This is a genomic window from Stieleria sp. JC731, from assembly GCF_020966635.1.
Classification (GTDB): Bacteria; Planctomycetota; Planctomycetia; order Pirellulales; family Pirellulaceae; genus Stieleria.
On the sequence record NZ_JAJKFQ010000001.1, the window covers coordinates 921,612 to 947,953 of the forward strand.

19 protein-coding genes are annotated in these 26,342 nt (G+C 52.7%); 12 read left to right on the forward strand and 7 right to left on the reverse strand.

Annotation, left to right across the window (positions count from 1 at the left end; all coding sequences use genetic code 11):
• Positions 1–23 precede the first annotated feature (23 nt).
• The 12 genes from LOC67_RS02990 (at position 24) to LOC67_RS03045 (ending at position 13,738) form a co-directional block, all read left to right on the forward strand.
• Complete coding sequence (locus LOC67_RS02990) at positions 24–1,073, forward strand: class I SAM-dependent methyltransferase (RefSeq protein ID WP_230261025.1); 1,050 nt, start codon at positions 24–26, stop codon at positions 1,071–1,073.
• Positions 1,066–2,118: a glycosyltransferase family 2 protein gene (locus tag LOC67_RS02995; RefSeq protein WP_230261026.1), complete on the forward strand. Its 1,053-nt coding sequence runs from the start codon at positions 1,066–1,068 to the stop codon at positions 2,116–2,118. The genes LOC67_RS02990 and LOC67_RS02995 overlap by 8 nt, the downstream gene beginning before the upstream one ends.
• The gene (locus LOC67_RS03000) at positions 2,115–3,296 is read left to right on the forward strand and encodes a glycosyltransferase family 4 protein (protein ID WP_230261027.1); all 1,182 of its coding nucleotides are present in this window, start codon (positions 2,115–2,117) and stop codon (positions 3,294–3,296) included. Before LOC67_RS02995 ends, LOC67_RS03000 begins: the two co-directional genes overlap by 4 nt.
• Positions 3,293–4,225 carry a glycosyltransferase family 2 protein gene (locus LOC67_RS03005; RefSeq protein WP_230261028.1) on the forward strand — a complete coding sequence of 311 codons (933 nt, stop codon included), beginning with the start codon at positions 3,293–3,295 and terminating at the stop codon, positions 4,223–4,225. The genes LOC67_RS03000 and LOC67_RS03005 overlap by 4 nt, the downstream gene beginning before the upstream one ends.
• Positions 4,222–4,920 carry an acyltransferase gene (locus tag LOC67_RS03010; RefSeq protein ID WP_230261029.1) on the forward strand — a complete coding sequence of 233 codons (699 nt, stop codon included), beginning with the start codon at positions 4,222–4,224 and terminating at the stop codon, positions 4,918–4,920. Before LOC67_RS03005 ends, LOC67_RS03010 begins: the two co-directional genes overlap by 4 nt.
• On the forward strand, positions 4,917–5,993 hold the full coding sequence (locus tag LOC67_RS03015) for a glycosyltransferase (RefSeq protein WP_230261030.1): 1,077 nt from the start codon (positions 4,917–4,919) through the stop codon (positions 5,991–5,993). The genes LOC67_RS03010 and LOC67_RS03015 overlap by 4 nt, the downstream gene beginning before the upstream one ends.
• A complete protein-coding gene (locus LOC67_RS03020; protein WP_230261031.1) occupies positions 5,993–7,378 on the forward strand; it encodes a phenylacetate--CoA ligase family protein in 1,386 nt (461 codons plus the stop codon). The genes LOC67_RS03015 and LOC67_RS03020 overlap by 1 nt, the downstream gene beginning before the upstream one ends.
• Positions 7,375–8,364, forward strand: coding sequence for an endonuclease/exonuclease/phosphatase family protein (locus tag LOC67_RS03025; RefSeq protein WP_230261032.1), 990 nt, complete (start codon positions 7,375–7,377; stop codon positions 8,362–8,364). The genes LOC67_RS03020 and LOC67_RS03025 overlap by 4 nt, the downstream gene beginning before the upstream one ends.
• Positions 8,361–9,524, forward strand: a complete 1,164-nt coding sequence (locus LOC67_RS03030; protein WP_230261033.1) for a glycosyltransferase — start codon at positions 8,361–8,363, stop codon at positions 9,522–9,524. The genes LOC67_RS03025 and LOC67_RS03030 overlap by 4 nt, the downstream gene beginning before the upstream one ends.
• 22 nt (positions 9,525–9,546) lie before the next feature.
• Complete coding sequence (locus tag LOC67_RS03035) at positions 9,547–10,875, forward strand: glycosyltransferase (protein WP_230261034.1); 1,329 nt, start codon at positions 9,547–9,549, stop codon at positions 10,873–10,875.
• Positions 10,876–11,144: 269 nt separating this feature from the next.
• A complete protein-coding gene (locus LOC67_RS03040) occupies positions 11,145–12,365 on the forward strand; it encodes a glycosyltransferase family 2 protein (protein ID WP_230261035.1) in 1,221 nt (406 codons plus the stop codon).
• Between the two features lie 317 nt (positions 12,366–12,682).
• Positions 12,683–13,738 (forward strand): hypothetical protein, encoded by a 1,056-nt coding sequence (locus tag LOC67_RS03045; RefSeq protein ID WP_230261036.1) that lies wholly within the window; start codon positions 12,683–12,685, stop codon positions 13,736–13,738.
• Here LOC67_RS03045 and LOC67_RS03050 read toward each other — a convergent pair.
• From LOC67_RS03050 to LOC67_RS03080, 7 genes are all read right to left on the reverse strand, one after another.
• On the reverse strand, positions 13,735–14,589 hold the full coding sequence (locus LOC67_RS03050) for a sugar transferase (RefSeq protein ID WP_230261037.1): 855 nt from the start codon (positions 14,587–14,589) through the stop codon (positions 13,735–13,737). The genes LOC67_RS03045 and LOC67_RS03050 overlap by 4 nt on opposite strands.
• 199 nt (positions 14,590–14,788) lie before the next feature.
• Positions 14,789–17,224, reverse strand: a complete 2,436-nt coding sequence (locus LOC67_RS03055) for a GumC family protein (protein WP_230261038.1) — start codon at positions 17,222–17,224, stop codon at positions 14,789–14,791.
• Between the two features lie 408 nt (positions 17,225–17,632).
• Positions 17,633–19,456 (reverse strand): glycoside hydrolase family 2 TIM barrel-domain containing protein, encoded by a 1,824-nt coding sequence (locus LOC67_RS03060; RefSeq protein ID WP_230261039.1) that lies wholly within the window; start codon positions 19,454–19,456, stop codon positions 17,633–17,635.
• A 100-nt stretch (positions 19,457–19,556) separates the two neighbouring features.
• Positions 19,557–20,759 carry a hypothetical protein gene (locus LOC67_RS03065; protein ID WP_230261040.1) on the reverse strand — a complete coding sequence of 401 codons (1,203 nt, stop codon included), beginning with the start codon at positions 20,757–20,759 and terminating at the stop codon, positions 19,557–19,559.
• Positions 20,756–23,272: a serine/threonine-protein kinase gene (locus LOC67_RS03070; RefSeq protein ID WP_230261041.1), complete on the reverse strand. Its 2,517-nt coding sequence runs from the start codon at positions 23,270–23,272 to the stop codon at positions 20,756–20,758. Before LOC67_RS03070 ends, LOC67_RS03065 begins: the two co-directional genes overlap by 4 nt.
• Positions 23,273–23,276: 4 nt before the next feature.
• The gene (locus LOC67_RS03075; protein ID WP_230261042.1) at positions 23,277–23,951 is read right to left on the reverse strand and encodes a sigma-70 family RNA polymerase sigma factor; all 675 of its coding nucleotides are present in this window, start codon (positions 23,949–23,951) and stop codon (positions 23,277–23,279) included.
• A gap of 228 nt (positions 23,952–24,179) precedes the next feature.
• A complete protein-coding gene (locus tag LOC67_RS03080; protein ID WP_230261043.1) occupies positions 24,180–26,018 on the reverse strand; it encodes a matrixin family metalloprotease in 1,839 nt (612 codons plus the stop codon).
• Between the last annotated feature and the right edge of the window lie 324 nt (positions 26,019–26,342).

The window sequence follows — 26,342 nt, forward strand, 5'->3', positions numbered from 1 at the left end:
ATCTTCACCATCGATCAACGGTTATGAAAAGTTTTACTTCGACCTGCCAAGGGATTTCACGTATGCCTCGAAAGATCGTTGCGCGTGTCTTGGCAAAGCAACCGTCCGTTGCAGAAAAACGTGATCAATGGTTTGTTGACTATCAGTCCGATTCATCGCGGCAGGTGAAAGGCTTGCGTGACAAAACGGACGAGCGACTACGGCTTTTCCGTCCGGAGGATATCGAAGGCAAGCGAGTTCTCGACGCGGGATGCAACATGGGGTGCATCGTCAACCATTGCTTAACGCTTGGCGCTCGCGACGTCATCGGGATCGATTTCGACAGTGCGGCCATCGGGCGAGCGCGAGAACTTTATCAAGGAACGAAAGCAAGCTATCGATGCGATGATTTGGATAACCCGTTGGCAATGTTGGATCGGTTTGACACGGTGTTGTTTCTATCGGTCTATGGCACAAAAGAACTCGAAGACCGCAATTCGATTCTAAGCCGGCTCGCAACTGCCGGCGATGTGATGTATTTCGAAGGTCATCATGGTGACGATCCACGGCAATGTGCGTGGGGGCTATTGAAATACGGCGGATTTCAAGCGATCGAGTTTCTCGGTTTTACCAATGACGAGCTTCGCGAAGACTCCGTCGGACGGCCGTTCTTTCGATGTGACCGGGTGAAACGAACTGCCGGCTTTATCGAAAGTCGGATTCAATCGGATCAAAATTCAGGTCGTCTGTTTAAGCATGCCGTCGTGGGACGCTCGTGTGCTGGAAAGTCATATCTGTCAAAACAGATGTCAGAAGGCGGCGGTCTGACAAAAGTGACGGTTCTCGATGATGTGAATGACCTGCTGACAATTAACGCGACAGATCGATTGGTGCTGTTTGACTATCGGGCGGGGACCTACATCGAACAAATCGACACGTTGTTCTTTTTGGATGTGGACGAGCGGCAACGATTAATGCGTATTGCTACCGATGAATCGCGAGATGATGACTACAACTCGCTTTTGAAAACTCCTCCGGTTCGAGGAAACTTCCTGAGTTTCTTCCGAGTCGAAGCGGAGGGTGACGATGTCTAGCAGCCACGTGTCGCCACGAGTTTCCGTCATTATTCCGACCTACAACTGTGCGTCTTACATTGAAGGTGCATTGCGATCGGTCGCGATTCAGCAATACAGTCATATCGAAGTGATCGTCGTTGATGACGGTTCAACTGACAACACTGCGGATGTGGTTGCGGGTGCCCCGGTTGATGTCCGTTTCATCTGTCAAGCGAGTCGTCGAGGGCCCGCGAGTGCACGCAATACGGGAATCAGGTTGGCTCGTGGGGAGTACATCGCGTTCTTGGATGCGGACGACGAGTGGTTGCCAGGAAAACTTGATCACCAGGTTGCGGTGCTTCAAAGAATGCCCGCTGTGATCGCGGTCAGTACCGAGATGGTGGCGTGGGATGATACGACCAAGCAGTCCGAAGAGAAGCAGAGCAGGAAGGATTCTACCTGCGCTGTGCCAGGCACGAACAATCGAAGTGAGACGCTAGGTCCGACTGCAGATCTGGAATTGGTTGGTTTCGATCAGCTAGTCGTTAAAAATCGTATCTGCACGCCGACGGTGTTGTGCAGAAAGGAGTCGTTGGCGGAGGTCGGATGGTTCGATGAATCGATGAACATTTCCGAAGACTATGATCTGTGGCTTCGATTGTCACGCACCGGAAAGATTGCTTGTATCGGTCGACCTTTCGCACGATATCGCCAGCGGCCTGAAGGGCTGAGTGCGGGAAATCGTGATCGAACAATGCGGTTGGATTTGGATTTCGTTCGATCGATCCCCAGGATACATCAAGACCATCCGAAGATTCGGCGTCTTGTACAGCGAGGCATTGCCGCTCGGGAGCTTGAATACGCCATCGAGCTATGTGATGAGCGTCAGCGATATTCTGATGCCGCGAAAGCGACGCTACGTTCGATCTGGCAGTGGCCTTGGACAGATCCGTCGATGCTTCGTCGGCCTTTCATCAGGTGTCGACGGATGCGCCGAATCTTGATCGACGCCTTGGGCAATCGCCCCAAAAATAGCTGGGCAGGCGACGACGTCCGTTGTCAACTTAAGAAGGTGGCATCATGAAAGGGCAAATAGGCTATCCACGTCTATGTGTTGCGTCATGTGGTCTCGGCCGCGTTGCGCGAGGTATCGAAGCATGGGCAAACGATTTGGGCTACGCCTTGCATAAACGAGGGCACAGCGTCTTGTTGTGTAAGGGTTCCGGAGAGCGGCACGCAGAGTTCGAACGCGTGGTCCCTTGTTGGCCTCGCGATGCCAAAAAGACACAAAGACTGGTTCAGGCAATCCCTCACGGAATCGGCTGGCGTTTCGGATTGGGGAGCGGATACGGCGTAGAGCAACAGACGTTTTCACGGCGTTTGATCAGGGTGCTACGTCAGGAACGCATTGACGTTCTTCATGTTCAAGATCCATTTGTCGCGACGGCTGTGCAAAAGGCCAATCTGCGTGGACAAGTTTCAACGAAGGTGATTTTGGCCCATGGAACCGAAGAGCCCATCGGGTTCCAAAGTCGCGTGACCTATCTGCAGCATCTTGCCCCGTGGCATCATGAACAAGCGCAGAAGGCAGGGGTCGATCGGGCGACTTGGGTCACGATCCCCAACTTTATCGATGTTGATCACTTTTATCCTGGGCGGTCGGACCAACTCCGCCGCGAGCTGGAGATTCCCCCTGGCCAGTTCGTCGTTCTAGTCGTCGCGGCGATCAAACGACGCCACAAGAGAATCGATTATCTACTTGGCGAGTTTAAGGCCCTGGCAAGCTCAATGCCTGATGCTCCAATCACTTTCGTCATCGCCGGTGGCCAAGAGTCAGACACCGCGGCATTGATTGCGATGGGAACGGAGCTACTGGGGGACCGTGTGAGATTCCTGGTCGGTTTTCCCCGCGAAAGAATGCCAGAGCTGTATCGGATGGCAGATGTTTTTGTGCTCGGTAGCTTAAAAGAAATGATGCCGATCGCGCTACTGGAAGCGACGGCTAGCGGCTTGCCTTGCGTCGTTCATCAACATCCTGTGATGAGCTGGATGGTTGCTGGCGGAGGGCTTTCGCTTGACATGACTCGGCAGGGTGTGGTTACCGAATCGCTGCATCAACTGCTTCATCAACCAGAGCAATTGGCTGAGCTTGGGGCTGTCGCACGGAGCCATTGCTGTTCCCAGTTTGGGACCGACGCGGTCGTCGATCAGTTGCTGGAGTACTATCGTTTTGTCGCGAAAGACCAGAAGGTGGCAGCATGAATCGGCCTTCGGTCAGCGTCGTCATTCCGGCATACAACGCATCAGCAACAATCGCTCGCGCCGTCGATAGCTGTTTGTCGCAAACGGTTCGTCCGTTCGAAGTGATCGTCATTGATGATGGAAGCACGGATGATTTGGCAGCGGTACTTAAAAGCTATGGATCTGACGTCAAGTTGATTCATCAGCAAAATGCAAGAACAGCGGCAGCACGGAATCGAGGTTTGGAGTCTGCCCAGGGCGAGTTCGTAGCGTTCTTAGATGCCGATGATTATTGGGAACCGGAAAAGCTTCAGCGGCAGCTTGATGTGATTGATGAACACCCAAGCGTTAGTGTCGTTTCGGGGCGGTTCTACAGTGAATTCCCTGGTGAAGAGAGATGCCTTCTGCCACTGCGATCTTCGCGGCGATATGATCGACCGATGACTCCCCGAGGTTCGGAAGCTTTCATGGTCGGAACGCTGATTTGGACCGGGATGGTGCTGGTTCGACGTTCCGCGATTGGAGAACAGCGATTTGTCTCTGGGTTGGAGCCGGCCGAAGATCGGGACTTCTGGATTCGGCTCGCCGCTGACAATGACGTTTATCTGATGTCGGATCCACTGGCGACCGCTGTCGAAATACCTAACAGCTTGTCACGCAGCAGCATTGCTGTGGATTGCGGACGGATGTTGGAAGTCGTCCAACGGCATCGAGCGATTCTTAGTCCAGCCGCCCGTTTTTATTGGAAGGCCTACGTTTACTATCGTTGGGCATCGATGGAGTCATCGCCTGCGGCGGCATTACCGATGCTGCTTCGCTCGTTCATCGGTTGGCCATTTCCGTTGACGGCGATGCCAGCGATGAAACGCTTGGGCAGGATCAAGCGTTTCGTCGTTCTGATGCGACAGTTATTGCAATCCGTCTTGGTTCAATCGAGGGTGTCGTCGTGAAGCAATTCTTAAAACCCTACGTTCGGAAACTATTGCGATTGCACATTCCCGTTGGCAAGTTTGGCCATCCCGTATTTGGGGCGTGTTATCGGATTCATACAGGACTGCGTTTCTTGGTCGGATGGTCCACGAGATTTTTATGGAATGAGCCACTATTTCGTAGTCAATGCGCCCATGTGGGTGATTGTTTCCAGATGGAACAGTTGCCATTTATCGTTGGGCGGGGAAGCATTCAGATCGGCAGTCAAGTGAGTTTGTCTGGCAAGCCTTCGATGGTTTTTAGTTCCCGCTATTGTGATGTTCCTGAGTTGACGATCGGTGATGGAAGCTTTCTTGGACACAACACGGCACTGATTGTCGGACGGAAAATCTGTATTGGAAAAGGTTGTCTGATCGCGAGCAACGTTCGCATCTGCGACTTCGACGGACATCCGATCGATCCCGTTGATCGCCGAAAAGGATTGCCCGCGCCGGCGGAGTCGGTGCATGAGGTCGTTTTGGGAGATGACGTCTGGGTCGGACATGGGGCGATCATCCTGAAAGGAGTCACGATTGGAGATCGAGCGATTATTGGGGCGAGGTCAGTCGTAACAAAAGATGTCCCGGCTGACGCGATTGTTGCCGGGAATCCGGCTCGGATCGTTCGCTCGGTCGATTCGTCTGAGAGTTTGGTGATCAAGAGGGAAGCCGCATGATGACCAAGCGAATCGCCCACATATCACTCGGGACCGACGTCGGCGGCATGGAAAAATTGCTGGTCGAGTTTGCTAAACACATCGATCGAACGCGGTTTGAGTTGTCATTCATTTCGCTCCAAAAAACGGGACGCTTAGCTGAGCAAATCGAAACGTATCATTGGCCCGTTCATTCGATGAATAAGAGCGATGGGTTGAAACCGCTATTGGTGACCAAGCTGGCGAGGAAGCTTCGCCGCATCCGTCCTGATGTGGTGCATACCCACAACACCGCGGCATACGTCTACGGAGTCGCGGCGGCAAAGATCGCCGGCATTTCGCGAATCATTCACACTCGACATGGTCAGCGCTATGATCATTCCAGTCGACAAACGATGCTGTTTCGTCAGTTATCTCGCTGGGTCGAGCACATCGTTTCGGTGTCACAAGACGGCGCAAAATTAACGGTCCAACACGACGGCGTCAGTGCGGCAAAGACGCTGACCATTTGCAACGGAGTCGACCTGCAACAATTTCGTATGCCAGAGCATCGTCCACACGGGAAGGTTGTTGTTGTCGCGCGGCTAAGTCCGGAAAAGGATATCGCATCGCTTGTTCAAGCGATGGGGCTTGTCAACCAACAAGATCCAACGTTGAACTTGGACATCATTGGTGATGGGGTCGAACGATCAAATTTGCAGACGCTTGTTGGTGACTTGGGGTTGGACAGGACCGTTCGGTTTCTCGGTTTGCGAGACGACATTCCTGATTTACTTGCTTCCGCATCCATGTTTGTTTTGCCGTCGATCACCGAAGGAATTTCGTTAACGTTGATCGAGGCGATGGCGACGGGGCTTCCCGTGATCGCCTGCGATGTCGGCGGAAATCCTGAAGTCGTCGTGAATTTACAGTCTGGCATTTTGGTACCTGCGGGAAGACCACAGGCCATCGCCGATGCGATTTTGCACTATCACGGTCAACCGGAGGTAGCGAATCGATATGGGATTGCCGGTCGACAGAGGGTGATGCAAAAGTTCTGTGTGCGCCAAATGATGCATGCCTATGAAAATCTTTATGCCAAGGGGGCTGCATAATGATTAATTGGGCCTATCGAAAAGTCGTCGTTCCTGGGTTTGAGTCCGGAATAAAACGCCGCAAAACGTTTCGCTATTGGCGGGAATTAGAAGAACATCAATGGTGGACCGAAGACCGAATCAAATCGCTGCAAATGCAGCGGCTTCGCGAATTGCTGAACTACTGTGATTCCCATTCGGTTTGGTATCGGAATCGCTGGCGTGAACATGGTGTCAAACTTGGCGACGTACAGTCATTGAGTGATCTCGCTCGGTTGCCAATTACGACTCGCCAGATGGTTCAGGAACACGCTTGTGCGATACGAAGTACAGAAGCAAGCCTTCGTTATGTCTCGAAGTCGACGGGCGGTTCGAGTGGTGTTCCATTGCAGTTTGTCATCGAAAATGATGCCAACGATCGCCGTGTGGCGGCAGCGTTTCGCGGCTACGGGTGGGCTGGTGCCGAACCGGGAACGAAGCAGTCCCATCTGTGGGGCGTCCGCCTACAGAAACTCAGTCAAGGTCAGCGGATCAAGGAAAAGATCTATGATCGTATGCTGTACCGGCGTGACTTGTTGAATAGTTTTGGAATCACGGACAGCAATGTTTCGTCGTATGTCCAGCGGATTAATCGATATCGCCCCAAGGTCCTGGTCGCGTACGCCAACCCACTTTTCGTATTAGCGAGGGCGATGGAAGAACAGTCGATTTCGGTTCACCGACCACAGTCAATCATCGTCGGTTCTGAAAAACTATATGACCATCAAAGAGAATTGATCGAGCGGGCGTTTGGTGCGCCTGTCTATGAGACGTACGGTTCACGCGAATTCACTCTCATTGCGGCGGAATGCGACAGGCACCAAGGTCTTCATGTCAGCTCAGAAAACCTGATTGTCGAGATTGTCGACGAATCGGGAAAGCCTTGTCCTCCGGGGACTGAAGGTCAAGTCTTGGTGACCGATCTGCACAATCGAGCGATGCCCTTCATCCGCTATGCGATCGGTGATCGGGCCATCGAAAGCCCCGAGCCTTGCGGTTGCGGACGAGGCCTACCGATGCTGGCCAAAGTGACAGGGCGACAGGTCGATCTGTTAGTTCTTCCCGATGGTCGGAAGATTCCTGGTATATTCTTTCCACACCTGATCAAAGACTTTCCTTCCGTACGCCAGTTTCAAGTTGTTCAAACGGAGCGTGATCGCGTGGAGTTGAGTTTGGTAGTCACAAATGACTGGAATCAAACGGAGCAAGCAGAATTGCACCGACGGGTCGCGGATCATCTTGGTCCGACGGTCCAGATGCGGCTTCGATTTGTCGAATCGATTCCTTTGACGCCTGCGGGCAAGATGCGCGTCGTGATTGGGTATCCTGATCCGAAGTCCCATCCGCCAACGAGAATCGCGTCATGATACGCGCATTGAAGACTTTGGCGATCATCTATCTGGTGCTGTTGGTTCTGGTAGCCGGGTTGATGCGTTCGAGTCTCAATGATCATTGGTTTTTGACCTTCGTGCTCTTTGCGCCACGATGGGTCGCGTTTTTGCCACTGGTGATTTTGTTTCCTTGGACATGGCTGTACCACAAGCGTTTGGCTTTGGGATATTTGGTCCATGCCGCAATCATTGTGTTTTTCTTGTTGGACTATCAGTTACCACTAAACAAGCCAAAGTCGGTTGCCGCGGAATGGACGTTGAACGTGCTCAGTTGTAACGTCGGCGGTGGTGAACTTGATATGGATGGGATCGTTCAGTTAATCGAAGAACGTCAAATCGACGTGTTGCTGCTGCAGGAGTGCAATCATTCCAAAGCAGAGCCTTTGTTCGAAAAGTTGAATTGGAATCGACAGCAAGCACCACACATTGTTATTGCGAGCCCGCTGGAACTTGGCGAATTAGATGTACTCGCTTGGCAACCAGCTGATGATCACAAAGTGGCTGCGGCAATCGGGTGTCAGCTCTCATGGCCAGAAAAGGAAAGCTGCTACCTAGCTTCCATTCATTTGCCCACGTTCCGTCCGGCTTTAGAAAGGTTGCAGAACTTTGATACCGAATTGGGACCCGATTCGATTTCCGAACAGGGAGATATCTACCGATCGGTCGTAGAAGAACTTGCCAATCAGATCAACGAGATCAACGTTCCCATCTTGATCGGGGGTGATTTCAACGTCCCTTGCGAAAGTGTTTTCTTTACGGACTATTGGGACGGATTCCAAAATTCATTCAACCTTGCGGGGACAGGATTCGGATACACCAAGTACACACGATTTCACGGGATTCGCATCGATCATGTTTTGGCGGATCAACGATGGACCATCTTGGATTGTGAGATCGGTCCAGACTTAGGGGGCGACCATCGTCCAGTGATCGTGCAACTTGCCAGAGATCTTGCACTGTGAATTTGCTGTTCATTTCGACAACGTATCCAAATCCGGTCAATCCAAGGCAAGGGGCGTTCAATCAACACTTGGTCAAGTCGCTGCGTGATTCACATCATGTCGATGTCATCGCGCCGGTGCCCTGGGTGCAGATGGTCAAGTCGCGAAATACGTGGACTGCAAATAAAACGTTGCCGAAGTTCGCAGGGACATCAGCAGGCGACTCACATCCGATCTATTTGTATCCACCAAAGTTGATGCGTCGGTACTATGATCGATTCTATTGGCATTCGATCCAAAACTGTATTGCGAAAGCGAGCCAGCGTGAGCGACCCCAACTGGTCCTCGGTTATTGGCTGCATCCCGATGGTGCCGCTGCGATCCAAGCGGCAAAACGCTTGCAGGTACCTTGTGTGCTGATCGCCGGAGGCAGTGATTTAAACGAGCTTCCAAAAAATCCTGCTCGTCGAAAAGCAATTCAGTCAGTCTTGGAATCTGTCGACCGGTTGATCGTTGTCAGTGATCATCTTCGTCGACAAGCGATTGCACTTGGTATCGATCCGGTGAAGGTTCACGTTGTCTATCGCGGTGTTGATAAGGCGGTTTTCAAGCCAATCGATCGACGAGAGGCACGGCAATCCGTTGGTCTCGATGATCAACACATCGTCGTGGTTTGGTCGGGACGATTGGAGCCGGTAAAAAATCCGACGATGCTGTTGCAAGCGGCAACACGTTGGCATGACCACTGGGGGAAACGCTTCAAGCTGCTGATCGCAGGTGAAGGGTCGCTCCGCAACGAATTGATGCGAGAGGTCGCTCGGCTCGGTTTAAAGACCAGTGTTCAATTTGAAGGCATGCTAACGCAAACGGCACTCGCAACGCGTTTCAACGCTGCAAACCTGACTGTATTGACCAGCCATAGTGAAGGCGTTCCAAACGTCTTGCTCGAGTCCATCGCCTGTGGATTGCGGTTTGTTGCAACCGATGTCGGTGGAATTCCGGAGATTGCGTCCGGCGGAATCGATCGTCTGGTCAAGGACGACGATCATGAAGCCTTGGCGGAAGCAGTGATCGAAATTCTTGAATCCGATCCAGTCGGCGAACGCCACTTCTACCCAGGTGGATTGTCCGATATGGCCGATCGGGTGAACGAAGTGCTAAAACAGTTGTTGTCTTCGTAGGTATTGTTTGCGGCGGATACCGATGACGAATTCAACGACAAAGCGGATGCTATTTATTAGCTACGTTTACCCACCGTCAGGTGGAGGCGGGGTGCAACGTAGTGTGAAGTTTGTCCGCTACCTACCTGATTTCGGATGGGCACCGACGGTGCTGACCGCGACGAACCCATCTGTCCCGGTTCAAGATCCTGATCTGCTGGACGAACTCGATCCAGGAACCGAGGTGATCAGATCACGCACGTTCGAGCCTTCGTATCACGCGAAGCAATCTTTGGTCGGCACCGGAAGTCGATCTGGGGGCAAGCTCGGAAAGCTGATTAAAGCTCAGGTTCGTCGTATCGGTATGTCGCTGTTGCAGCCTGATCCACAGGTTTTGTGGAATACGAGTGCAAAACGTGCGGCCCAAAAAGCATTGGAGAAAAGTTCGTATCAAGCAATCTATGCGACCGGTCCGCCATTTTCTTCGTTCCTGCTTGCAGCTCAACTAAAGCGTCGAACGGGAATTCCGTTGATTTTGGATTTCCGTGACGAGTGGTTGATCGCCAGTCGCTATCTCGACAACTATCAGCACACCGGTATTTCCGATTGGAGGCAGCGTCGTATGTTGCGGCGAGTGCTGCGAGCTGCTGATGCGGTGTTGACAACGACGATGGCAAGTCGAGATGAGCTAACAGCGAAAGTCAGTGATGCTGGCGGTCACGCAAAGGTTCACTGTATCTACAACGGATATGATTCACGCGACATGCCATCGAGCGAATCGGTTTCAGCCGACCCGAACCGCATCCGTATCGTCTACACCGGAACACTTTGGAAGTTGACTGACGTCACTCCGATGGTTGAGGCGTTGATCACACTGAACCAAACGGACCCCAAAGCGGCTTCAAAGATTGATTTTGTCATAGCGGGCAGAATCACTGATGCCCAGCAGTCGGTTGTCGACCGATTGAAAACAACTTCGGTTGGGCTGCAATGCCATGGCTATCTTCCACACCGTGAAAGTTTACATCTGGCGCAGTCAGCAGACGTGTTGTTGTTGCTGCTTGCAGACCAACCGGGGGCGGAAAGGGTCGTCCCGGCAAAACTGTTTGAATATCTCGCTTTGCAGAAACCGGTCTTGTCGATTTGCGGTTCAGGCGAAGTTGCATCGATCGTTCAATGCTACAGCCACGTCTCTCGGTTCGATCCGAGGCAATCCGAAATGATCGCTGCTTGGCTGCGTTCACGTTTGGAAAACCTTGAACCTGGCAATGCCATTTCTAGCGAACCGATTGAGCAATTTTCTCGGCGATCACAAGCGAAAACGCTATCCCATATCGCTAGTGATCTTTCAATCGGCCGTGAAGTGTTGTAGCGATCGCCTGCGAAAATAGTGGTGTGGTCTTTGCCCACGAAGTCGTCGACGGTGATCCAGTTCGACATCCTCTTGAATGCAGCGTTGCCTGCCGGTTTCGCTCAAGCGGCAAATCGTTAGCGGTTTCCGAAACCGTCTCAAAGTCACTGCACACTGCGTGGGTTTTCCCTCATGTCCGGGCATGGAATTGGGGACTGCCTTCGCCTGACCGATGACGAATTTACACGAGTTTGAACGTTGACTGTCGCGAGCTCATTTGGATTCTCATCGTGCAGACACTTTTGATTGCAGTTTACCTGGGCTCGGTCGTTGGACTCATTTATGCGTACGTCGGCTATCCAGTTATAATCTCCTTCCTGGCAAAACGATGGGGTGTAGAGCCCCCTGTTTCGTTGTCAGATGAGGACGAGGTTCTACCAGCGATTACCGTTTTGATTGCGGCGCACAATGCAGAGTCTTACCTGGCTGAGCGACTGGAGAATATCTTTGCGTCAGACTATCCGGCGGACTTGATCCGAGTCGTTGTCGCCTCCGATGGCAGCACTGACAAGACAGCTCAGGTTGCAGCCTCGTGCTTGCTTGGCGATGTTCGAACGATTGCCTATTCGCAACGCCGTGGAAAGGCCGCTACGCTGATCGATGCGGTGAATTCAGTCTCGACATCGGTGATCGTTTTTACCGATGCGACAACACGTTTCAGTCAACACGCATTGCGTGAAGCGGCGAAGCATTTCGCTGACCCATCAGTCGGCGTTGTCGCGGGCAAAGTCACAATGGTGGATGAACATGGGCGCGCAAGTGAGTCGCTTTATTGGAAGGTCGAGAACCTGATCCGACGAAGCGAAGCCAGTCTTGGGCTTTCGATGGGGGCCAGCGGGGCGATTTATGCGATACGCAGATCATTGTTTGTCGCCCCTTCGCGTCCAACGATCAACGATGATTTGGTGATCCCGATGTTGGCTCGGCTGACACATCGATGCCGGGTCGTCTTTGAGCCCAATGCCAACGCATTTATCTCGTGCACCGGCGGAATGCGAACAGAATTTCTGCGGCGGCAACGGATCGGCCTTGGTGCATTTCAGTGTCTGACGACACTTCGATCGCTGCTTTCGTGGAGCAATCGATGGTATACCGCTGCATTCGCTTCTCACAAATTAATGCGTTGGATCGGTCCGTTCTTGTTGGTCGCCGCGGCGATATCAAACTTGCTTTTGACATCGGTTTTCGCATTCCAGCTTCTAGGGGGCGTCCAGGTCGCTTGTTATCTTGCTGCCTGCTGGGGACTGAAAACAAAACGTCGTGGGCGTTTAGCTGGGCTTGCCCGTGCGGGGGCATCGTTCGTCGTCATGAATGCAGCGATCGGATATGGAATCTGTCGCTGGATGGTCGGAGCTGATATCGTGATCTGGAACCCGACCGAACGAACGACGTGGAGCCAGATTCCAGCCGCATCGCAGTTAATCCCGGCTACAGAGAAGCGTGCCGCCTAGCCACCTTTCGCACCGTGGTACTGGCGTTCTTCCCCGGCGGACTATCGGAATTCAAAGGCGACGTTGCGAGACGCCAAACTTGGGAATTAACCGATCGCTAGCCGAGCGTGGCTTTCGATCTTTTGCAATGATGGCACCTGCAACTCTAGTGCTTCGTTCCAATTCGATTTTAGGATTAGCCGTATGGCGTTAGCCACGGTTTCAGTGCAATAACCGGGACTAACGCCCGTCGGCTGATGACCCGAACCCATATTTTCATAGGGAACGAAGCACTAGTACTGGCGATGGTTTGTCATACGGGTTGATATCGACGAAAAATGTTCAAAATTCGCGGGATGAGTCCCCACGTATTCGCGGAAGCCTGCTTGCTTGGGAGGTCAAAATTACCTCGTCCCAAACACGTTTTCATCAGTGTGGCCGATCACTTCGAGCCGGATCACGGCGGTGCATCGCCTCGATTGCAGCAAGAGCGGGTTCAGCGGTGGGTGGAACATTACCCAGCACTGGCAAGCCGCTGCAACGATTCGCGAGGACGACCCCCGCAACACACGTTCTTTTATCCGATCGAATGCTATGTAGATAAACATCTTGAGCAGCTTTCGGGACTTGTTCACAGCGGATTCGGCGACGTCGAAGTTCATCTACATCACGACGGCGACAATGCTGGATCAATGCGTGACCTATTGATCGAATCGGTTTCACGCATGCATGGTCGGCATGGATTGCTACATCGAGATTCAGAGGGGCTGATTCGTTATGGGTTTGTCCATGGAAATTGGGCTATCAACAATTCACATCCCACCGGCCACCACTGTGGTGTTGAGAACGAACTGGCTGTCCTGCGAGAAACCGGTTGCTATGCGGATTTCACAATGCCGGCGGCTCCTCATCCGGCTCAGACAAAGACGATCAACAAGATCTATTACGCATCGACGCTATCGAACGACCCTCGTGCGCATGATCAAGGACCTGATGCTACGACCAGCAGCTCCTCACCAGATGCGTCTTTGCTGATGATTCAAGGTCCACTGGTGGTCTATCAAAACGGCTGGTTTAGAAAGCCGCGTGTCGAGAATGGAAATGTCTGTCTGACGCAGCCATTATCCATCAACCGGCTGACCAATTGGCTGAAATCACGTGTCGCTGTGCAGGGACAGCCAGACTGGCAATTCATCAAGCTTCATACGCATGGGTGTAACGAAGCCAACATCGACTATTGGCTCGGTGGGCAAACCAACGAATTTCACCAGGATTTGCGAGAGGCCGCGGACGAGTTGGGATTCAACTACTACTACGTGACTTGTCGCGAAATGGCGGACTTGGTCAAGCAAGCCGAATCAGGATTCGACTCGCCTGACTTTGAGGTGCTTTAGCGAGCGGCGTATTCAATCGATTCGACGATCGTTTTCGGGTGTATTACCATCGGCTCTTGGTTAGAAGCGGTCTCCGGACTGGCTTCGGCAATACGTTGACTGGAAGCTGGCTGTGGCTGTTTTTCGGTGATCCTTGAAAGCAGCTCCAATGCGACGTGCGGGACGGTCGACAGTACAAGTTTCATGTCCATCGCTAGCGTCGCGGATTCGACGTATTGCAAGTCATGGTCGACTTTCATGCCGATCTTGACGATGGTTTCGTCGTATCCCAACTGTAGCTGAGCCATACCGGTGATCCCCGGTTTGACCAGCAACCGCTGCGTGTATCGAGGCTCTTCGGCTGCTAGCGCCCCCATGAATTCCGGTCTTTCGGGGCGTGGTCCGACGAGGCTCATGTCGCCCGCCAAGACATTGATTAGTTGCGGAAGCTCATCCAGATGAGAACTTCGAAGCCAACTTCCCAGTCGGGAAACACGAGGGTCGCCAGGGCAACTCCAAACGGCACCTGTTTCCTGTTCTGCATGTGGTCGCATGGTGCGGAATTTCAGGATACGGAATAGCTTGCCTCGTTTGCCAACACGCACTTGTCGGTAAAAGATCGGGCGGCCATCGAGGACCAGCACCATGACAGCGACGAGTGCCATCAACGGTGCGGCCAATAGCATGATTGCTCCACTGAAAACGACATCGAAGATGCGTTTGCGTTCGAAATAGCGGCTGGGTTCTACAGTGATGACCGATTCAGTCGTCGTACACGTACCTTTCTTGGAACAGACCTTGGGCGTCTGCGCTTGATGCGATACATGGAACTGCAGATTGGGGCTGCTAGCGCTGGATACGATGTTCGTCACAGGAGTCGTCGGATAAATGGAGGAGGAGAGGGAGCCAAGTGCCGAGGGAGGGTGCTATGCCGAGCAACGTCCTCCCCAAAACGCGATCGCTTCGCTTCGAACATTGCCGGTAGGTGCACTATCACGAGTATCAATGCGGGCAATCGATAAGAAACTGAAACGCATGCATTGACGCACGATTGGTTTTGCAGAAGGGGTGTTAAACATGGGAGTCTCGTTCGTTCGACTGGTTCGAGGTGGCATCGATGGGAGCATTCGATGCGGCCAATTCGTGTTTGATCGATTTGGGCTGATTCGGGATGGGCGAATCTGATTGCTGTTTGCGAAGCTGGTGAAGTTCCGCCTGCATCGCTTCCAGCTCATGTTGGATGCTTTCTTCGCTGGCTGTTGCAGAGTTCTTCGTTTCGCCCGCAACAACGGAACGCGACCGGTGCAAATCAAGCGTTAAATTGCTATTGCCTTTTCCGCAATGAAGAATCGAACCGCTCAGAGGTGTTCCCGATTGGCAGGCTGTCGCCTCGCAGAGGATCAATTGGTTCCAGCGGCTATAGTTGACGAATACGGCGAATACGCTGGAGTCAACTTCTTCGGCAAACAGAGCCCCTTCTGCGGTTCCGAGCATCGAGGGGCCGTTGACGATGATCGCGTCGTAATCTTCCTGAAGTTCCTCGATCACATATCGAAGTGACTTTGGAGCGATCCAAACTGCGTTTTGATCGGTTGACCCGATCGGAAGAAAATCGATTTGTCCCATGTTGGTCGGGATGATCTTTGAGACGATCGATTCCAATTTCGGTCGTCCTTTGACGGCGGAGATTTGTCTCATGCCTGGACGGGTCGCCGCACCCAATGCGTGGCTCAGATGGGCTCGATCGACATCGCAATCGATCAGCAAGACCTTTTTGCCGAAGCCACCTAGCAGGACGACCAAGTCCAGTGAAACCAAGTGTCTTGCTTCGTTCGCAACGCAGCTGGTCACCATCAGGGTCGAAGCACCGGCAAATACGTTGTTGCGCAAGAACAGTTTGGCAGCGGCTTCGCGTGCGCCGCCACCGATCTCTCGTTGACGCATTCCGACATTCAGTTTGGACTGCGACGCGGCATACGAATTTGTTCCATAGACCGGGAAACGCGACCGTGAAACAAGGTCACCTGGTGATCGAACGCGGCAGTCTCGCCATTCGACATAGCCGATCAGAAACACCACCAGCAACCAACCCAAGCCACCACTGACCGCGGCGGCCTTGTACTGACGCGAGTGATCGGCCTCGGTCGGTAGCCCTGACCAGGAAAGCAGCGTGATACGTGGCTGCGAGTGGCCTTCGATCCGCAGTTCTTGCAGCGCGGTCCAGAGGCTGTCTGCCAAGCGACTTTGGCGATCGATCGCGTGCCGAGTCATATCCAGAGGGACAACGGTCTTCTCCGTAGATCGGGATACAACGGAATTAAGCTCTGTCATTCGTTCGCGGAGGAACTCATTCTCGCTACGGTTGAGTTCCAACTCGCGTTTGACTTTATTAATCGATTCTTCGATCGCGACTTGCGATTTGCGATTGAGGTTTTCTGAAAGTTGATCGCGAGTTTGTTCTGTCAGCTCGGCTAATTCCGTCGTCAACGCTGCTTTGCGATCGGCTAAGTCCTTGATCTGTGGAGAGTTCGGGTTGGCAGCGATTTTCAACATCTGCTGAAGTTGCAAATCGACTTTGGACAACCGATCACGTGCTGTAGCAATCGCCGGGGTTTGTGCAAGCATTGTTGCGGTGATTTGATTTGAATCAGGCTGTGTCAGTTGTGACTTGGCCTGCAATTCGTCGAGCTGGATTCGCAGCTGATTGCCTCGTAACTGTGCTTCCTGCAGTCGATGGGCGAATTCCCGATAAGATTGGTACTGCATTTCATCGCGAATCGTCATCGATTCAGCGCTGTCAGCTCCCACCGACTGGGCAACACTGTTGAGATCTTCCCAGAGCTTGTCGAGCTGTAAGTCCGCGGCAACGGCGGCCTGTTCCAACTGCTTTTCCCGAACGTCACGGTCGGTCGAAAGTCGGTGCGTGATTTCTTCCAAATACGCACGTGTGACGGCATTGCACAACGCTTGGGCGAGAAACGGATCGTCATGGCGAACGAAAACGCTGATGATCTCCGCTCCCGATTGAATCTCGACTTTGACTAGATCGTCGAGCCACTGGATGCGATCCCCCTCGGGGATTTGATGCAAAAACTCCAGCAGTTCGTCATCTTCGAGGGCAGCGGCAAGGACTTGGTGTGAGCGAACCAATGCCGCTTGCGAGCGAAAGAACGCGAGGTTTTCGGCACGCGAAGCCTGTGGCTTATAAATCACGTTTTCGTTTTCACGAACGCGAACCAATGCTTCTGCCTGGTATCGCGGGTTGATCAACGTCCAAACCACCAACGCCAGGATCGACGCAATTGCGGTGCCGACAACAAAGGTTAGCAGCGCGTGAAATCGGCAAGCAAAAAGCAGGTCGCCAAATTCAGGAATGCCGCGATGCAGTGATGCGTTGATCGCTGTCGGGCTTGCCTTGGGTTGGTACTGCGGCCAGGTGACTCGGCAGCTTTCGTTGTCGATCAGCTCCACTGTCTGCAGATTTGATTCGTTACGATCAACGCTCATCGATAAACTTGCCCCTTAGAAATATTCATCCCGCCGAGGTCATAACGCGTGACCTGTGTCGGAAAGCCCTAAGGAGAATCGACTTCCTAGCCCCAACTCGTGAGGTCAATGAACGCTGGTTGTTGCAGGTTCAGCAGACGATAGTCTTGCGGTGAAGCGTCGATTTCACGTGATTGAAAGAGCACTAGTGAACCGTCAAGACTGCCCATCATTGGTGAGGTTCAACGGACATCCAGGGGACAATCGTTGATGGCGTCATCATCGTCGTCCGGGCACTAGAGAATCAACCAAAACGCGAGCTTTCATCGCTCGCGTCGAAAGCCCGCAGAGTTGCATTGGCTGTTTTAGATCAGCATTGGTGAAGGCGATCGAAATGAACCGTCGCTCCGACTCGTATTTCGAATGACGTTAACCAGAAACGTAACGAATCTGATCAAGGAAGAACGTCATTGGCTTTCCCTGACCGGCTGCTGACCAACCGAAGCCAGTTTTGATTCGCTTCAGATCGAGACCGTTAAGCGGGAGCCGGTACTTTTGCCACTGCGTCGTCAGCTTCACCTCTTTCAGTTCAGCTTTGGCGGAATCTCGATAAGGTGAATCATTTTGTATGACACCGATCATGAATGAGACGACTTCACCACCAGCTTTTCCACGCGCATAAAACTCAATCGCTTCGGCATCATTCAGGTTCAGTCCGCCGGGCAATTCGCCATCCCAGTCATTGGCTGGTGATTGCCATAAGACACCACCCCAATTGTCTGCCGCGTCATAGGTGACTTCTAAGCAATTGCTGCCTGCGAAGGGCTGGTCTGTCGAATCAAACTTCATCGTGATTGCTTGTGTATTGCCCATATAGCCAGACGGTTCGAAAGGCGGTTGGGGTTGTTCGTCGTAGACGACCAGCGGCAACTTGGCTTTCGGCGATTCGATAACTTTCATTGGCCCCTCGACAAAAAATGGAACGTTGGCAACCGCTGCGCCCCCATTGCCGTCTCGGACATAGGCAAACAGGCGATATCCCCCACCGCCATCAGGAATCGTGATTGTTGCCGCGGGACCGTTGGCTTTAATTGAGTTGGCGTAGGTTTTTTCAGCAGCTTGGAAGTCACCACCGACGCCGATCGTTCCACTGTCATGCCGTAGAACCCAATCGATTTGGATCGATGAACCTTCCGGATCGCTTGCCTGAAGCGTCGCGCTGATTTGTTCGCCAGGCTTCAAGTGATCCACTCGATCCAATTTAATGTTGGTGATCACCGGGCAGCGATCAGTGACTTTGCCACCTTTCCACTGTTCGCTCATCGCGTCGACCGCACCGGTGCGCGACCCGTCCGGGAGCAGCATCCCAAACCAAGTCGCTGTGGTTTCCTGCTTGTGACCCCACAAGAATGCGTAGGTGCCTAAACAAAGATCCTCCGACTCACGTGCGGTGGTTTGGAAACCCTGTGAATATCGAATGGCCTTTTCGGTGCTCGTTGCTTCGATAGGGGAACCCCAGCGAGTCTTGCCAACTTCCCAGGGCCCAATGGGACCGTGTTCGGTCACGATATAAGGTTTTCGAATCCCGGTGTCGCGATAACGCTTTGCAAGTGTCGACATTCCTCCGTATGAGTTGACACCGACAATATCGATATCCGGACAAAACCGCTCCAGATTGCGAAGCTTGACTTCATCAACGCCCAATTCCGCGATCACAGTCATCGTCGGATGGTTCGGATCAATCCTTTTGATTTCACTGGCGATATGGTTGACCGCATACCAAATCGCTGGATTGTCCCCGTCAGCTTCCATCTCATTTCCGATTCCCCACATCAGAACCGCTGGATGGTCTTTGTACTTTCGTACCGTTTGAAGACACTGATCGAGTTGGTCTAAGACGGCACGATCGTCTTGATAGTCAAAGCCATGTCGTGGATGACCAAGCCACATCCCGACACAAACGGTCAAGTCGTTTTGCAGCGCTTCGTCGAGAAGTTGATCGAGTCCTTCGGAGCTCCATGTCCGAATCGAATTGCCACCAACCTTGGCAAGGAGTGGTAGGTGATCACGCCCACCCACACCGCAGACGACGTAGCGTTCGCCTTGGCGTAGCAATTCAAACCGTTCGCCCTGCTGAGTCAATTTGACCGAAGCTTGCTGACCAAATGTATTCGTCGGTGTCGTCCAGAGCACCAAACTCAGAAGGGTGGCTAGCATCGACGCCAGCCGAACCGGTTGATTCGTGACCGTCATGAATAGGACCGAAGCGTTGAATTGAGAAGAGTTGAATAGGTGCTATAGCATACATCAACATGCTTCTAAATCGATGCCCGGCATGAAAACCGCACCCGCACTAGGCCTGTGGCTTTGAATGTTTTTTTCTCCAGCGAACGCCCAGGTAGGCCCCTGCGCCAATGATCGCCAGAGGGTAGGCCAGTTCACCTGGGGAGTGGGGGGCGTCGTTTTGCAGCTGATCTACCGGGCGAGTGAATTCGTCTTCCATGGCAGCGAGGATGCCGTCACGAATCGCAAGGTCTTGCGATCGGTTGCTCACGCCACTGATCAGACGGAGACTTCGTTCCAGATCCGCCATTTCGTTCGACTTTATGAAATCGCTTTCGATTTCAAGAGCGTTCCAACGGGTAAGCATCGGCAGCTTTCCAGATGAGTCCACGTCAATGAAGCCGGTCAGGCGGATTGTGTCTCGAAATGACTCGCGACCAGTTTGATTCCAAGAGTCGAATTTCAGTTCAGACCGGTCGGTGCCAAAGCTTCGCTGCGAAGCTGCGTTATGGTCTTCGAACAATGGATCGATTCGGCTATCGGAATCTTCTGTTTCGGTTTGGTCTGCGTCGTTAGTTGAAAGGTCCTGGGGTTCATCGATCTCAGTAGCGATGATGTTCCACCGTTGATCGTTCGGCGTCGAATCGCTATCAGCCCGAAACGTTGTTTGCTGCTGATCAGCTAGATTCGACTCAGCGGATGCATCCGATGATTCGATCGGCTCGTCAATGAGACCGGCCAGAGGATTCTCACGGACGCCGATTTGGGAATGTGGAAGTGATTCTTGATCGTCCGGCCCAAGCGTTGGCACTAGCGTCGTGTTTGACACAGGGGGATTTGCCGGCTCTGGGCGGTCGCCTAATTCTGTAAGCGAGGTCGCTCTCGGTTCGCTGTTGGCTATCGTTTCGATCGGATCGCTGTTGATCGTTGGCGGAGCGAATGTGATTTGAATCACAAAGTCGACAACTCGAGATTGATAAACGGCACGTGAAGGGGCTGAGCTTTGGTATGATTCAAAGGGCCTTTGATTGAAGAGACTGCGGTCCTCGCGCCAGGTGATTGGTTCGTTCGATTTTTGATGCCTGGACCAGTCTTCCGAAGTCCGGGATTCCGAAGACCAGGATTCGGAACCTGATTCATATCTGGAATGTCGCGAGTGATCGTCATCAATTTCAAAATCATGATCGAACTGAATCGACATGCCGGATAGCAGGCAGCGCGATTCCAGACGTTCAGCGACCAACCAACGCGGGCAAGTTTTGGAAAGTTTCATAGCCAGTTGCCTTGTTCTGTGATGGAGATGGTGCCGTGGTCAAGTCGGTCCAGGTTCGTTTGGTGTTGCTTCAATCGATTTTGGTAGACGACAGTTGAAGGCGCTAACCGAATCGCCCGCAGTTGTTGTTTGATTGCTCGGTTGAATGAGTCGCGAGCGTCCCGTATTTCCCCTGTGACTGCAAAGGCTTGGCCAAGATTGCTTTGAATGCTGGCGAGCGTGCTAGTCGTTTCGGCATCATCGGGGAATTGCTTTTTCAGCTGAGATGCATAGCGATAACTTTTTTGGAGCTGTGCAATCGCTTCCGAATTCATCTTCAAGCGAAGTGACAGCAACGCTTGATGGTTCCACAATGACAGTAAAGCTTGGGTTGATCTTGGATCGTTTGGGATCAACGCGAGGATTTGTTCTGTCGTATCGATTCCACGTTTAAACGATTGTCGTGCGGATCGTTCATCGTTTGCGTTCAGGTAAGCAAGTCCAAGTTTGTCTAGCGTGATTGCAATTTCCGTTGCGACTATTGTGTCGTCTGGGTTGCTTTCCAGTTGATCGGACTGATGTTTGAACGCGGACTGACCGTAGCGAATGGCAAGTCGGGGATCAGTTTTTGCCAATAGCGAACAAAGTTTTTGTTCAACCGACGACCTCAACGGATTCGCTTCATCGGTGTCTTGCAGTGTATGCAGGGCATTCTCGAAGTGTTGCTGTGCTTGCCCGATTGCGGAGTGTTCGGCAAGCAATGACCCGAGACGGCTGTATGAAGAGGCGAGAGCATTGCGTATCTCTGACGATGGGTATGTTAACAGCAACTGTTTCTGACTAACGATCGCGCGGGTCAACCACCGCGAGCTTTCCTCGGGACGCTGCGCAACGTCGTAGGTTTCGCCAAGTTCGGAGCGGCAAATCGATGCGTTTAGCAGAAGCGTTTGTTGGTGGACGTCGTCCGAATCCTTTGCGAGCAGTTCTTGGTATTTGAGATCGCTTTGATGCAGGGCCTCCAATGAGTCATTGAGGTACCCCAAGTCCCGGTGCAAAATTCCGATTTTGGTTAGCGTCATTGCCAATTCTTGATGCAAGCTTCCATCTTGCCGAGCGTCGGACGCTAGCTCTTGGTAATACGCAAGGGTTTCGTTGAGTAGTTGTCGACGAACAGATTGGGCCGCCGGTATGTTGGCCAGCATTTCGGCGGTTGCGAATCCGAGGCGATCGACAGCATTCCTTGCCAAGTGCTCTTTATGCGTCGCTTTTGCCGCCTGGATTTCCGCACGCTGTTTCAATGAAGCGAATGTGACGGTGGAAATGCAAAGTGCGAATACGGCGATGAAGCAACAAGCCAACAACATCGCTGCTGTTCGCCGATTTCGTAATAGGAATCGACCGGCTCGATCCAAGGGAGAAGGTGGGCGAGCGATCGTGGGTTCATTGCGTAGGATTCGACCCAAGTCCGCTGCGAATTCAGCTGCCGTCTCGTAGCGGTCGTCACGAGACTTTGACAAAGCCTTCTCGATCACACTCGAAAGGTCACGTGGCAGATCCGTTAGCAGCCGATGAAGCGGAGTAATTTGATGGGCATCGATTTGTCGCAATATTTCTGTCGTCGATTCACCGTCAAAGACCGGGCGATGGGTCAGCAACTCGTAAAAAGTTGCTGCGAGAGAATAGATGTCACAGCGACCGTCGACGATAGCCGAGTTGCCCGCCGCCTGTTCGGGACTCATGTAGCGAACGGTGCCCAGCATGTCGCCTGTCGAAGTTAACGACTGTTCGCAAGCTGATTGCGCTAGCCCGAAATCGGCAACCCAGATCTTGTCTGATCGGTCAACCAGTAAGTTGTGTGGTTTGATGTCACGATGAATCACTCGATTTTCGTGGGCATGATGCAAAGCGTTAGCGGCATCGATCATCCATCGCGTGATCACTTTCCAGTCGCTTGGCAGTTGGCCGTTTTGCAAACACTGGTGCAACGATTGGCCATCGATGAATTGCATCGCGAAGAAATGCAAACCCTCATCGATCCCCACATCAATGATGCCGACGATATTTGGGTGATCGAGCAAGCCGACACTGCGAGCTTCATTTTCAAATCTTGCAACCTGGTTTTGATCCAATGATTGAACAAACGGCAGTAGCTTGATTGCGACGCGGCGCTGCATCGAAACTTGGATCGCTTCGCAAACCATTCCCATGCCCCCGCGGCCGATGGTGCGAATGATCTTGTAGTCACCGACTTGATTTCGGTTCGTCGCGAGAAGTTTCCAGCTCGCATCTGGATCGCTTGTCGGATCTGCCGTTCCATCGACTGCGATGCCGTAGAGCACATCAAGCTTGGCAAGATAGATTCGAAAGACCTGTTCGAGTTCTTCGTGGCCTTCGAGGAGAGATTCTATTTGTGGAGGCTGTCCTGATTCGAGTGCCAACAAATAGCGATCTAACAGGCTGGTCAGTTGCTCCTGCTGTTCGTCCGTTAGGTCATCTACCTTTGTCGGAGATGCAGGTGAACGCGACTGATCCAAGATGTTATGAATCCGATTGACCGCCACCATCGGCGTCGCCCTCCGCTTCGGATTTAAATGCTTCCAACGCGCGTAGCCACAGCATCCGAACGGCACCGCTGGATCGGTTCATCCGTTGAGCAATCTGTTCGAATGGCATCCCTTCGATGACACGAAGTAAGATGACTTGTCGATAATCCTCACGCAGGCCAGTCAGTTGGCTTTCCAATTCATGCCGACTTTCGAGACGACGCATTGGGGTGCTGGGGGAGTCGATCGGCGAGGCCAATAGTGACGCCAGATCGGCGGCCGAACGATCCACGCCCATTGGGGAATCGTCGATAGAAATTTCGCGACGGACATCACGTTTTTCGACTTTCACATGCTTGTCAAAACTTCGATGAAGCACGTGAATCAAGATGGCTCGCAGCCAGCATCGCAGTTCAATTTGAGTGTCTCCACGAAATTGGTTGAAGTCACGATGGGCGGCCAACATCGCTTCCTGGACGATGTCGGATGGGTTTAGGCGTCGACGCAATCGGCGATCCAGCTGTGTCGCGGCTAGACTGCGAAGGTAGTCGGTGTACCAATGCAAAAGTTGACCAAGCGATTCGCGATTTCCATCGCGAGCCGATTGCAATAGACCTACGAAATCGATCGCCCGAGCTTGGCTCGGGTCACTGGAATTGGTCGTCATCATGGATATTCGTTCCTCACTTCCTGTTAGGTTGCAAGGAAATTTGTTTTCCGCCATCGACATGAAAGAAAACCAATGTTTTCTGCCATACCGGCGTGGGCCATTTGAATAGTCATGACACGGTGCTGAACCCGTCAACCGGTCATTGAAGAAAAGGCTGTTGGCAGACACGAGCGGCATGGTGCCGCTCGTGTCTAGCCATATCGATCAGTCTAATCGCGGTTGGGGCGATTATCGCCTCCGTCTTCCCAGTCCCGCAAAAATCTGGTCGGTGCTGTTCTCGGTTGGAACTGTATCTGTCGGAGGATCAAACCGCCGTCCCCTCCGTTGGTGTGGGTGTTGGTGGTGATGCATACGGTCGGTCGGAAGAAATGATTCGTCACTGTCCAACCAGGTATCAAATTCTTCAAACGTTAGAGATCCATCCGCATCCACATCTGCGGACGAAAGTTTATCCCAGAGCCGTTCTGCAACGTCGGTTTCAGTGAGCACACCATCGGCATCTTGGTCGAGTGAATCGAAGTGCTGCTGCCGAAGGGAGTCGATTGCCAAGTCGATTTCTTCGGACGAGAACACGCCATCGCTGTCCCCATCAACATCTTGACTGACTAGCAGTTCCCAGACTTTCGCTGGCAGTTCGTCCTCGGACAGCAGTGCATCTTCGTTGGTGTCGAATCGCGAAATCAGCAACTCGCCGTTGGCCCGTAGCAATGGGGAATGAAGTCTTGGTCGGTGGCAGTCTTCTGAGTCTTCCTCTGTATCGTCTGCATCGTCATCTGCATCATCATCGACCTCGTCTTCGTCCAGATCGTCTTCATCCGAAGTCTCTTCATCGACATCGCTTTCGTCGGTGTTATCGTCTTCGGTGTCACCCCCTGCGTCATCGTCTTCGGTGTCGCTTGTATCGGTGTCGCTTGTATCGGCGTCATCGTCTTCATTGGTCTCGTCAGTCTCGTCGGTCAGACCACCGTCGTCGATGTTTCCTTCATCGTCGGTTTCGCCTGTGGTTTCGGTTTCGTCGACTTCGGTGTCCGAACCCTCTGTATCCGAGCTATCGGTTTCGTCGGACTCTAGCGTTGTTTCGATGCCTTCGGATTGCATCAAGGAATTGATCACGACAAGGGCATCTGCCGCACTGATTTGGCCATCGCCGTTGGTATCACATAGGCCTTCAATGTCGGAATTCGTATCGCTGGATTCGGACGAGCGACTGAGTTGGTTGATGATCGCCAGAGCGTCAAGCAGATCCGATGATTGATCGCCGTTAACATCGGTAGGGTTGACGTAGTTATGCTCGGCCAGTTCGACATCGAGCCGGCCTCCCCAACGCTGCCAATGACCGCCGCGACGCCAACGGTTTCTTGGAAAGGGTTGGTTATCGGTGTCGGGAGTTTCATCCGTTGGGTCTGTTGTGTCATTCGTGGTGTCGTCTGTCGGCACCGTCTCGGTCGTGTCATCGCTGCTATCCGATGTGTCATCGCCAGATGAAGTATCGCTATCTCGTGCGGCATATAGCGACTGGATGCCTTCGATATCGTCGCTTGACAGGCCGACAAAAGTCTGTGCAGCGGTCACATAGGGTGCAAGCACGGAAGCGGAATCATCCGAGTGATCTAGGCCAAGCGAATGGCCGATTTCATGAACCGCGACGTAGACCAGATCAAATGCTTGGTTACCAAGCTCGTTTCCAATTTCCCATGCGTCGGCAATATCGAATTGGATGTCGCCGGCGATACGCGCAGGATTAACATCGTCGGGAAAGTAAGCTTGTGCCAGAGTGCCAGCCGTTCCGTCGATGCTCACAAAGGAGATGTCGATTGAATCCAGTAGGCCCGGTGTGTCGACCTGAGTAAAAGTGATCTCGGCAACATCGGCCCAGGCATCGAGCGCTGTTTTGATCGCGGCGTCGGTCTCTTCTTGCGTCAGTGAATCGGGAGAGTTCGCAATGTAGTAGCTAAGTTCGGCGCTACCCAAGCCGGGGCCATCCCAGCCTAAACTGGCCGCGAGGACTCGGCGTCGCTCTAGATTTTCAAGTTTAAGACGTCGGGGTTTTCGTTGATGAAATGCCATGGCCGATGATTGATGGATAAGCTTGGGGGGAGTTAGCGACCTATTGATTTTCAGGTTTGATCTCTCAAGAAGTCGCCTTCGAATCCGCCTTACCTGCGGTACAGAACGCTATTTTCATGGAGAGAAGGGCGACAATAGAAAATCAATAGGCAATGAGTGCTGAATTGAGCTGAAATCCGAAAAGGCGAGTGATCCCTTTCCGGCTGAGCAATGAAATGTGAGAGAACTGGATTGCCTTCGAATGTGCTGAACGCTTTTCCGATAGGCTTTTAATGCGAATATGAAAGTGCGACGGAGGACGGATCGCACACTGGCTTGGGGGTT